At 72.3% G+C, this 10482-nt stretch carries 11 protein-coding genes and 1 pseudogene; 6 read left to right on the top strand and 6 right to left on the bottom strand.

Features of this window, described 5'->3' with window-relative positions; all coding sequences use genetic code 11:
- Positions 1–103: 103 nt before the first annotated feature.
- Together ABD366_RS08170 and ABD366_RS08175 are read left to right on the top strand one after the other, a co-directional pair.
- Positions 104–1465 (top strand): dipeptidase, encoded by a 1362-nt coding sequence (locus ABD366_RS08170; protein WP_324767286.1) that lies wholly within the window; start codon positions 104–106, stop codon positions 1463–1465.
- Positions 1466–1533: 68 nt separating this feature from the next.
- Entirely contained in the window at positions 1534–2271 is a 738-nt protein-coding gene (locus ABD366_RS08175) for an MBL fold metallo-hydrolase (RefSeq protein ID WP_324767288.1), read from the top strand.
- A 19-nt stretch (positions 2272–2290) separates the two neighbouring features.
- Here the strand turns inward: ABD366_RS08175 and ABD366_RS08180 are convergent, their stop codons facing one another.
- On the bottom strand, positions 2291–3286 hold the full coding sequence (locus ABD366_RS08180; protein ID WP_324767289.1) for an NUDIX hydrolase: 996 nt from the start codon (positions 3284–3286) through the stop codon (positions 2291–2293).
- A 186-nt stretch (positions 3287–3472) separates the two neighbouring features.
- Between ABD366_RS08180 and ABD366_RS08185 the strand changes: the two genes are divergently transcribed.
- Complete coding sequence (locus ABD366_RS08185; protein ID WP_324767290.1) at positions 3473–3649, top strand: hypothetical protein; 177 nt, start codon at positions 3473–3475, stop codon at positions 3647–3649.
- A gap of 49 nt (positions 3650–3698) precedes the next feature.
- Here ABD366_RS08185 and ABD366_RS08190 read toward each other — a convergent pair whose 3' ends face one another.
- Together ABD366_RS08190 and ABD366_RS08195 are read right to left on the bottom strand one after the other, a co-directional pair.
- Entirely contained in the window at positions 3699–4130 is a 432-nt protein-coding gene (locus ABD366_RS08190) for an NUDIX domain-containing protein (RefSeq protein ID WP_324767291.1), read from the bottom strand.
- A gap of 338 nt (positions 4131–4468) precedes the next feature.
- On the bottom strand, positions 4469–5392 hold the full coding sequence (locus ABD366_RS08195; protein WP_324767292.1) for an aminoglycoside phosphotransferase family protein: 924 nt from the start codon (positions 5390–5392) through the stop codon (positions 4469–4471).
- Positions 5393–5709: 317 nt separating this feature from the next.
- On the opposite strand from ABD366_RS08195, the gene ABD366_RS08200 reads away from it, so the two are divergent.
- Together ABD366_RS08200 and ABD366_RS08205 are read left to right on the top strand one after the other, a co-directional pair.
- Positions 5710–6126 carry an STAS domain-containing protein gene (locus ABD366_RS08200; RefSeq protein WP_324767293.1) on the top strand — a complete coding sequence of 139 codons (417 nt, stop codon included), beginning with the start codon at positions 5710–5712 and terminating at the stop codon, positions 6124–6126.
- A gap of 89 nt (positions 6127–6215) precedes the next feature.
- On the top strand, positions 6216–6401 hold the full coding sequence (locus tag ABD366_RS08205; protein WP_324767294.1) for a CsbD family protein: 186 nt from the start codon (positions 6216–6218) through the stop codon (positions 6399–6401).
- Positions 6402–6586: 185 nt separating this feature from the next.
- Here ABD366_RS08205 and ABD366_RS08210 read toward each other — a convergent pair whose 3' ends face one another.
- Positions 6587–7549 (bottom strand): ROK family protein, encoded by a 963-nt coding sequence (locus ABD366_RS08210; RefSeq protein WP_324767295.1) that lies wholly within the window; start codon positions 7547–7549, stop codon positions 6587–6589.
- 220 nt (positions 7550–7769) lie between these two features.
- On the opposite strand from ABD366_RS08210, the gene ABD366_RS08215 reads away from it, so the two are divergent.
- Positions 7770–8804 carry a LacI family DNA-binding transcriptional regulator gene (locus ABD366_RS08215; RefSeq protein WP_324767297.1) on the top strand — a complete coding sequence of 345 codons (1035 nt, stop codon included), beginning with the start codon at positions 7770–7772 and terminating at the stop codon, positions 8802–8804.
- Positions 8805–8864: 60 nt separating this feature from the next.
- On the opposite strand, the gene ABD366_RS08220 is transcribed toward ABD366_RS08215, so the two are convergent.
- Together ABD366_RS08220 and ABD366_RS08225 are read right to left on the bottom strand one after the other, a co-directional pair.
- Entirely contained in the window at positions 8865–10163 is a 1299-nt protein-coding gene (locus ABD366_RS08220; RefSeq protein WP_324767300.1) for a DUF6986 family protein, read from the bottom strand.
- A 171-nt stretch (positions 10164–10334) separates the two neighbouring features.
- Positions 10335–10482, bottom strand: a pseudogene (locus tag ABD366_RS08225) (electron transfer flavoprotein subunit alpha/FixB family protein); the annotation flags it as partial.

Here is a 10482-nt window from a genome sequence, read left to right on the forward strand (position 1 = left end):
GCCGCACGTTTCCCTGGCATCCTACGGCGGGCCGCCGCGAGAGCCGCTGTGGGAGGATCATCGGCACACTCTGCACAACGTCGCACCTACGAGGAGCGTGCCCATGTCGCCGCATCCGATCGCCGAGACCGTCGCCTCCCTGCTGCCGCGGGCCAAGGCCGAACTGGCCGAACTGGTGGCCTTCAAGTCGGTGGCGGACTTCGCTCAGTACCCGAAGATCGAGAGCGAGGGTGCCGCGAACTGGGTCGCGGACGCGTTGCGCGCCGAAGGCTTCCAGGACGTGGCGCTGCTCGACACCCCCGACGGCACGCAGTCGGTGTACGGCTACCTGCCCGGACCTGAGGGCGCGCCGACGGTGCTGCTCTACGCCCACTACGACGTACAGCCGCCGCTGGACGAAGAGGCGTGGGTGACGCCGCCCTTCGAGCTGACCGAGCGTGAGGACGGCCGCTGGTACGGGCGCGGCGCCGCCGACTGCAAGGGCGGTGTACTGCTGCACCTCCTGGCGATCCGCGCCCTGAAGGCGAACGGCGGGGTCCCGGTCCATGTCAAGGTCATCGCGGAGGGCTCGGAGGAGCAGGGCACCGGCGGCCTGGAGCGCTACGCCGAGCAGCACCCGGAGCTGCTGAGCGCCGACACGATCGTCATCGGCGACGCGGGTAATTTCCGCGTCGGCCTGCCCACCGCGACCGCGACGCTGCGCGGGATGACCCTGGTCCGCGTCCAGGTCGACACCCTTGAAGGCAACCTGCACTCGGGGCAGTTCGGCGGCGCGGCGCCCGACGCACTGGCCGCGCTGGTGCGCGTACTGGACTCGCTGCGCGCCGAGGACGGTTCCACGACCGTCGACGGTCTCGGGGCGGCGGAGTCCTGGGACGGGCTCCAGTACGAGGAGGACGCGTTCCGCAAGGACGCGAAGGTGCTCGACGGGGTCGAACTGATCGGTTCGGGCACGGTCGCGGACCGCATCTGGGCGCGGCCCGCCGTGACCGTGCTCGGCATCGACTGCCCGCCGGTGGTCGGCGCGACGCCGTCCGTGCAGGCCGGCGCCCGTGCGCTGATCAGCCTGCGGGTGCCGCCGGGCGTGGACGCCGCGGAGGCGACGAAGCTGCTGATGGCCCACATCGAGGCACACACGCCGTGGGGCGCCCGTGTCCAGGCTGAGCAGGTCGGCCAGGGCCAGCCGTTCCGGGCGAACACCACGAGCCCCGCCTACACCGCGCTGGCCGACGCGATGGCGGAGGCGTACGACGGCCAGGAGATGCAGTACGCGGGCCAGGGCGGCTCGATCCCGCTCTGCAACACCCTCGCCTCGCTCTACCCGGAGGCGGAGATCCTCCTCATCGGCCTGAGCGAGCCGGAGGCGCAGATCCACGCGGTGAACGAGAGCGTCTCGCCGGACGAGTTGGAGCGGCTCTCGGTGGCGGAGGCGCGCTTCCTCCAGAAGTACGCGGCCGCCAACTGACCCGACGGGTTCTCTGCCGAGAGCCGAGGAGTACGCGGTCGTGTCCGCGGTCTTCGTACGGTCGCTCCATGACGACCTACAAGCTGACGGACACGATCGACCTCACTCCCCGGCTCCGGCTCCTGCGCTTCCCCGTGGGCCAGGCGTATCTCTGGCGCGACGGCACCGAGCTGACCCTGATCGACGCGGGCGCGGCCGGGGCAGCACAGGCGATCGCCGAGGCCGTACGCGACTGGGGGCACGCCCCTGGGGACGTACGGCGGATCGTTCTCACGCATCATCACGAGGATCACGCGGACGGCGCCGGGGAGTTGGCGCGGCTGAGCGGGGCCGAGGTGTACGCGCACCGGCTCGAAGCGCCGTACGTGCGGGGCGAGGCCCCGGAGCCCGAACTGGTGATGGAGGAGTGGGAGCGGCCGATCCACGCGGCGGCCCTGGCCCGGCTGCCGCCCCGCCCGACGCACCCCGTACGGCCCGACCGCGTACGGGAGTTGGCGGACGGGGACGTCCTGGACTTCGCGGGCGGGGCGCGGGTGGTGGGGGCGCCAGGGCACACCGACGGCTCGATCGCGATCGAACTCCCGCAGCACGGCGTCCTGTTCACCGGCGACGCGGTGGCCGTCTCGCCGGTGACCGGAGAGGTCGTTCTCGGCGTGATCAATCTGCACCACGAGCAGGCGGTCGCGTCCTTCCACCGGCTCGCCGCGCTCGACAGCGACGTGGCGTGCTTCGGGCACGGGGACCCGGTGCTGGGCGGGTCGGCCGCGGTGCTGCGGGCGGCGGCAGCACCGTACGAACTGGCCTGAGAGCCCGTCCTCGGCGCCGTCAGCCGACCGGGACCCCGGCCTCCAGATAGTGCACGGCGCCGCGTTCCCGCGCGCGCAGAGCCCAGCGCAGCCGTTCGAAGCGCATCGGCGGGAGCAGGCCCGCCGCCTCGCGCTCATCGACGAACCGCCAGGCCCGCAACTCCGGTCCCGGCAGCAGGACCTGGCGCGCGGCGTCGTCCGTCAGACGCCCGCCGTCGAAGAGCAGCCGCAGCCCGCCGTAGCGGGGCGGCGCGGGCGGCTCCCAGTCGATCGCCAACAGCTTGGGTACGTCGAGGAGTTGGATGCCGGTCTCCTCGGCGACCTCGCGCATCCCCGCGCGCGCGGGCGCCTCGCCCCGCTCCACGACGCCGCCGGGGAACTCCCAGCCCGGCTTGTACGTGGGGTCGACGAGCAGCACGCGCCCCTGTCCGTCGAAGAGGAGCACGCCCGCGGCGACGGTCTCGGCGCTCGGTTCGGGGGTCTGCACGATGTCGCACAGGGGAGCGTCCCCGGAGCCCACCGCGGCGGCGATCCGCACGGCGGTGTCGTACGGGGTGAGCGCCCCGTTGTCGACGAGGTAGGCGTCGGCGGTCAGCCAGCCCGCGAGGGCGGCGCGGTAGGGCTCGATGTCGGCGGGGGGTTCGCCCCCGGGGTCACGCGCGCGCAGGATCGTTTCCCCCGGCGCAAGGAGCACATGGCACACAGGGATCCGCCGGGCGGCGAGCCCCCCGAAGATCTCGTCCCGGTACTCCTGGCGCAGCAGCCCGGCCGGCACCACGAGCACGCCGCCCAGCTCGGCGAGCAGGGCCGCCGCGGTGTCCACCACGAGGCGGCGCCAGATCGGCAGCTCCTGATGCTCGCTGACCTCGGCGAGCCGCTTGGCCGGCAGCAGCCGCTCCAGCTCGCCGTCGATCACCTCGAGGTCGAAGAGCGTGCAGTTCGGGATCAGATCGCTCAGCTCCCGTGCGGTGGCGGTCTTTCCCGCGCGGGACGCACCGTTGACCCAGACGATCACGGTTCCCCCTCTTCCATTGGCCCCCTGTGGCTTGCCCGCAACACCCTGCCGCGGAAACCAGCCGCAGATGGGGGGCGGTTCCGTGGCCGAAATCAGAGGTGCGGCGCCGCCTGTTGATCACCCCGTGGACCCGGGCGGTTCATAAGTCGGAAGCACACTGTCAGTGGCACCGGCTAGTCTCTTCACATGATCCCCACCGAGAGCCGTGCCCCCGTGCGGTCTGCCGACGAGCTGAACGAGCAGATCCGCGGCCTCATGGCGCGCTCCGGCGGCCGGTTGAGCGAGTCGCAGCGCCGGGAGTACGAGGTACTGGTCGTCGAGTGGGCGGCCGCCGTCCGCGGTGAAATCGTGAAGGCGGCCTGATCCGGACGCCGCCGCGGCAGACTTCCGGCCCCGGCTCCCCGCGGGCCTGTCAGGTCCCGGCCGCCAAATGGCGCAGACCGTCCCGTGCGGCCGGGGACAGCGCCGACTCGTCGAGGCCGGCGAGCGGGAGCCACTCCACCGCCTCCGTCGTCCCCTCCACCTCGACGACCTCCGGCACATCACCCTTGAGCTCGACGGCGTAGAACAGGGCGATCAAGTGCCAGTGCACGCCGCCCCGTCGGACCGTGTACGCCCGGCTGTCGAGGAGGCGGGCGTCGACGAGTTCCAGGCCCGTCTCCTCGCGGAGCTCCCGCTCCAGGGCCTCCGTGGGCTGCTCGCCGTGGTCGATGCCGCCACCGGGCAGATGCCACAGCCCGGGTGCGAAGACGGGCGAGTTGTCCGCGAGACGGGCGAGCAGGACGCGCCCCTCCCTCACCACGAGCGCGTACGCGGAGACACGTGTCCGCTGCGGAATGTCCATGCTACTTCCCCTCCCCGGAGCTGCCACGTCGACAAAGCGACCTGGCCGCCCGCCGTGATCATGGCAGGGGCACTCTACGGGGCTCCCGACCGCCGCCTCAGGGATGTCACGGCGGGCAGGAGCCCCGGAGCCGGGCCCGGAAGGCCGGGGCGCCCACCGCTGCCCGACGGCGGACCACCGGCCCATGTCCGGCCTCCCGGTGTTCCCGCTACAAAGTCAAGCGCAGCCGCGCGGACGGCAGAAGCGTGTGCGACCGCGCCGTCGCGACACGCCGTTCACACCGGGTGTGTTTCGAGCACACCCCCTGCCCTGCGCAACCGCCCGGCACCCCCGCGCGGTCACCCGGCGAGAGCCGCCCGGATCTGGCGTGCCGTCTGTTCCGCGATCCGCGGGCTGGTGGCGGCGTACGCCGTGTACGCGGAGAGCCCGGTCGTCAGGGCCCAGCCGCGCCCGCGCAGCCAGGTCGCCTCGTCGACGCCGAGCGCCCCGCGGAAGACCGCGCGGGCGCGCGGGGACATCAGCGTGAAGGCGATCATGAGGTCGACGGAGGGGTCGCCCAGGCCGAAGCCGCCGAAGTCGATGACCGCACTGAGCCGGCCGCCGACGGTGAGCAGGTTGCCGGTGTGGAAGTCGCCGTGGAACCACACCGGTGGGCCCTGATGGCCGGGACCGGCCAGCGCCGCGTCCCACAGTGCTGTCAGCGCGGGCGCGTCGAAGACGCCGGAGACCGCCGCGATGGCGGCGCGCGTGCCGGCGTCCCGCTCCGCGAGTTCGGAACCGGGGTCGGCCCGGCCGCCGTCCCCTCCCCCGCCCTCGGCCTCCCCCCGGCCGCCCGCATCGCCGGGGTCGAAAGCCCGCAACGCCCGTAAGAAGGCGGCCAGTTCGCGTGCCGTGCCGGTCGAGTCGCCGAGGCCCTCCACCGTCGCCACTTCGCCGTCCAGCCAGCGGGTCACCGCCCACGGCCACGGGTAGCCGAGCGCGGGCCGGCCCACCGCCACCGGCTCGGGCACCGTCAGGGGCAGCCCCGGGGCGAGCCGGGGCAGCCAGTACCACTCCTTCTCCGCCTGCCCGATGGCCCCGGAGTGCCGGGGCAGACGGACCGACAGCTCATCGCCCAGACGGTGGATGACGTGGTCCGAGCCGGCTGGGTCGAGCAGCCGCAGCGGCAGCCCGGACCACTGCGGAAACTGGGCGTCGACGAGGCGGCGGACGAGCGAGGTGTCGATACGGGGCCTGCGGTCGGGACCGGGCGCAGTGCTCAACTGGGCTTCTCCTGGAGGAAAACGGGGTACGACGAAGTGGTCCGGGCCGGACCATCACAGCGCTCCGGACTCCGCGTGTCGAACGACTTTCCCGTGCAGTGGCCTCTTTAGAAGTCAAGCACTTTATGCTCAGTTCACCCCATCAAGTGACGTGTAGCTGTCGGGAATCGTTACGCCACAACACGGTGCGGAATATGCCGATACCGTGGCCGACCAGGCGCCCCAGCCCCCGGCGACCTCCCCATTCGTTCGCACGAAACATGCGGCAGCGCGGACGGCTCCCTGGAGCCGGACAAGTGCTCGGCCCGGGGGGACCGATGCGACAGGGCAACAAACAGGACTATGTCTCCGACGGCTTCGGAGACTGCGACGGCACCGCCGACCTGACAGGCGCCGAGGAATCCCTGCACCCTCCCGTGGTGCGGACATCCGGCGACTGCGCCGTCGTCGAACTCATCGGCGAGATCGACCTTCTCGCCTTCCAGCGGATGGCACCGCTGGTCGACACAGTGGCGGCGGGCCCCTACCGCGTCGTGGCGATAGACCTGACCGGCACCACGTTCTTCGACTGCTCCGGGCTCTCCCTCCTGGTGCGCGCCCACCGCAGAGCCGTCGAGCATGGCGGCCGCGTCACCGTGGTCTGCCGCCACCGTCTGACACTCCGCATCATCGAACTCGCGGGGCTGACAGAGGCGCTGAGGCCGGTCGCGACCCTGGAGGAGGCCCTCAGATAGAGGTCACCCTGCGTGAGCACTCCGGATGCGGTGTGCGTAGACCGCTCATAACGTGGCACTCGTCCCAGCTCACCAACCAAGGAGCGATCATGGGCGAGAGTGCCATGGACAAGGCCAAGGGCAAGGCCAAGGAGATGGCCGGTCAGGCCACGGGCAACGAGCGTATGAAGTCCGAGGGCAAGGTCGACCAGGCGAAGAGCGACGCGCGCAAGGCCGCCGACAAGGTGCGTGGCAAGGCCGAAGGCGCACGCGACTCCATGCGTGACGGCAAGTAGAGCAACACCGTGCGTGCCCCCTCACTCTTGAGGGGGCACACGCATGTTCTGCCGGACGGGCCACAGAGCAAGCACGGCGGGGCAGGCCCGGGCGCCCGCCGCAGAGCGGAATACGGGTGAAAAAGCGTGCCCCGCACACTTCCTGACGGCCTGTCATCCAGTCCGCCGGACTGCCACCGCAGCCGTCACACCGCCTGCCGCTGCACCTCGCCCCGCGCCGAGTCGGACCGCAGGGCCGCGGCCGCCGCGCCCACCAGACCCGCGTCGGTACCCGTCGACGCCGGGGCCACCGTGAGCCGCTGCACGAATGAGAGCGTGGCGTAGTCGCGCAGCGCGCGGCGCAGCGGGACGAAGAGGACGTCGCCGGACTTCGCCACTCCCCCTCCGATCACCGCGATGTCGATCTCGACGAGGGTCGCGGTCGCCGCGATACCGGCGGCCAGGGCCTGCGCCGCACGCTCGAAGGAGGCCACGGCCACCGGGTCACCGGCGTGCGCCGCGCGGGCCACCGCCGCGGCGGACGCGTCCCCGTCGGCCCCCGGGCGCCAGCCGTCGGCGAGGGCCCGGCGGGCGATGTTGGGGCCGCTGGCGATGCGCTCGACGCAGCCGCGCGCGCCGCACGGGCACGGATCGCCGTCGAGGTCGACGCTGATGTGGCCGATGTGCCCGGCGTTGCCGGTGGGGCCCGGGTGGAGTTGGCCGCCCAGGATCAGGCCGCCGCCGACGCCGGTGGAGACCACCATGCACAGCGCGTTGTCGTGTCCCCGCGCCGCGCCCTGCCAGTGCTCGGCGGCCGTCATCGCCACACCGTCGCCGACGAGCTCGACCGGCAGGCCGCCCGCGATCTCCCGTACGCGCGAGACCAGCGGGAAGTCCCGCCACCCCGGCACGTTGACGGGACTCACGGTGCCGGCCGAGCGGTCCACGGGCCCCGCACTGCCGATGCCGACGGCCCGCGTACGGGGCCACAGCTCGGACACCGTCAGCTCCGCCAGGACCGCGTCCACGGCGCCCATCACCGTCTCACCGTCCTCCTGCGCGGGAGTCGGCTGCTGCGCTCGCGCCAGGATGCGGCCCCGGTCGTCCACGAGGGCGCCGGCGATCTTGGTGCCGCCGATGTCGAGCGCGGCGACGAGGTCCATGTGCATCAGTGTCAGATCCCCTGGAGAAAAGGCAGGTCGGAGAAGGAAAGTCTAGGAAGCGAATCGGAGCGGTGGACAGTCTCTCCCGCATCTGACAACGTTGTCCAGGCCCTATGCTCGACGCCACACGCCCATACAGGATGATGAGCCCTGTTGAATCGGGTCCGTCACCTCTCCCGGGTGGCCGGCTCATCCCGTCAGCGACGACAGGACAGGACAGCGCATAGTGGACCGCACCGCCCGCCGCACCGAGAACCGCTACGGCAATCGCCCGACCATGAAGGACGTCGCCGCGCGCGCCGGGGTGGGCCTGAAGACGGTCTCCCGGGTCGTCAACGGCGAGCCGGGCGTCACACCGGACACGGAGCGCCGCGTACAAGAGGCGATCGCCGCACTGGGCTTCCGGCGCAACGACAGCGCGCGGGTCCTGCGCAAGGGACGTACGGCAAGCATCGGACTGGTCCTGGAGGATCTGGCGGACCCGTTCTACGGTCCGCTGAGCCGCGCCGTGGAGGAGGTCGCGCGGGCACACGGCGCACTCCTCATCAACGGCTCGAGCGCCGAGGACCCGGACCGCGAGCAGGAGTTGGTGCTCGCCCTGTGCGCGCGCCGCGTGGACGGCCTCGTCGTGATCCCGGCCGGGGACGACCACCGTTATCTGGAGCCGGAGATCGCGGCCGGTGTCGCGACCGTGTTCGTGGACCGGCCCGCCGGGCGGATCGACGCGGACGTGGTGCTCTCCGACAGCTTCGGTGGCGCGCGGGACGGCGTGGCGCATCTCATCGCGGGCGGCCACCGGCGGATCGGCTTCATCGGCGACCAGCCGCGCATCCACACGGCCGCCGAGCGTCTGCGCGGCTACCGGGCGGCGATGGAGGACGCCGGGATACCGGTCGACGAGCGGTGGATGTCGCTGGGCGTCACCGATCCCGAGCGGGTGCGGCGGGCCGCCGAGGAGATGCTGAAGGGGCAGGAGCCCGTCACGGCGATCTTCGCGGGCAACAACCGTGTGACGGTGACCGTGGTCCGCGTCCTGGCCGAGCTCGACCGCCGTGTCGCTCTCGTGGGCTTCGACGACATCGAGCTGGGCGATCTGCTCCAGCCGGGCGTCACCGTGGTCGCGCAGGACGCGGCGCAGCTGGGCCGGACCGCGGCCGAGCGGCTGTTCCGCCAGCTCGACGGGGCGACGCTGCTGCCGGAGCGCATCGAGCTGCCCACGCGGCTGATCCAGCGCGGTTCGGGCGAGCTGCCGCCGGCGTGACGCACGTGTACGGCCCGCCGGCGGGTTGTCCCCGGCGGGCCGTATCGGCTTCGGTACGGGCTACTTGGCGGTCACCGTCAGGTCGCCGCGGCGCGGCCCCGCGTAGCTCTCCAGGTCCGCCCGCGTGAGACCGGAGAGCCGGGCCACCTCGGCGACGTCGAGCGCGCCGCAGTCCAGGCCGCGCAACAGGTACCCGGCGAGGGCCTTGGCGGTCGCGGGCTCGTCGGCGATGTCGCCGGAGGCCTGGCGCGCGTACGCGGCGAGCCGGGCCGCTGCCTGCTCGAACCCCTCGCGGTAGAAGGCGAAGACGGCCGCGTAGCGCGTCGGGATGTGGCCCGGGTGCATGTCCCAGCCCTGGTAGTAGGCGCGGGCGAGGGCGCGGCGGGTGAGCCCGTAGTGCAGGCGCCAGGCGTCGTGGACCTTGGCGGTCGATCCGACGGGCAGCACGTTCGTGGAGCCGTCGGAGACGCGGACCCCCGTACCGGCGGCGGCGACCTGCATGACGGCCTTCGCGTGGTCGGCGGCCGGGTGGTCACTGGCCTGGTACGCGGCGGAGACGCCGAGGCAGGCGCTGTAGTCGAACGTGCCGTAGTGCAGGCCCGTCGCGCGCCCCTCGGCGGCGTCGATCATGCGGGCCACGGCGGCGGTGCCGTCGGCGGCGAGGATGGACTGACTGGTCTCGATCTGGATCTCGAAGCCGAGCCGCCCGGCGTCGAGGCCGTGCTGCTTCTCGAACGCCTCCAGGAGCCGGACCATGGCCGTGACCTGCTCCGGGTACGTCACCTTCGGCAGCGTGAGCACGAGCCCGTCGGGCAGACCGCCGTGCTCCATGAGGCCGGTGAGGAAGATGTCGAGGGTGCGGATGCCGCGGTCGCGGACCGGGGCCTCCATGCACTTCATGCGGATGCCCATGTACGGAGCGGCGGTGCCGTTCTCGTACGCCTGCGAGATGACGCGCGCGGCACGGGCGGCCGTCTCGTCCTCGTCGGCCGAGGACGCGGGGCGGTAGCCGTCCTCGAAGTCGACGCGCAGGTCCTCCACGGGTTCGCGCTCCAGCTTCGCCCGTACGCGGCTGTAGACCGGCCCGGCGAGTTCGTCGGCCAGTCCGAGCACCGCGGCGAAGGAGGCGGCGTCGGGGGCGTGCTCGTCGAGCTGCGCGAGGGCCTGGTCGCCCCAGGAGCGCACGGTGCCCGCGTCGAAGGCGTCACCGGGGACGTAGACCGTGTGGACCGGCTGCCGGGTGCCTGGGTCTCCGGGGTAGCGGCGCTCCAGCTCCGCGTCGACCGGGGCGAGTGAGGCGCTGATGCCCTCGCTGACCGCGCCCGCGAGGCTCGTCGACACCTTCTCCTGCTGACCCATTCCTGCACCCTCCATACGCTCACTGTTTCCGCTTCACGGAATCAACAATCCGTATAGCGAAGTTAACGGGCGGGCTGACCGGCGTCAATGGTCCTCTTGCATGGTCCCGGTACGCGGACGGGGCCGCGCGGCGATGAACGCCACGCGGCCCCGTCGAAGCAGCGGGACAGGTCAGCCCTTGCGGGACTTGACCTCTTCGGTGAGCTGGGGGACGACGTCGAAGAGGTCGCCGACGACGCCGTAGTCGACCAGGTCGAAGATCGGGGCCTCGGCGTCCTTGTTGACCGCCACGATCGTCTTCGAGGTCTGCATACCGGCC

Source organism: Streptomyces kunmingensis, from assembly GCF_039533535.1.
GTDB classification, from domain to species: domain Bacteria; phylum Actinomycetota; class Actinomycetes; order Streptomycetales; family Streptomycetaceae; genus Streptomyces; species Streptomyces kunmingensis.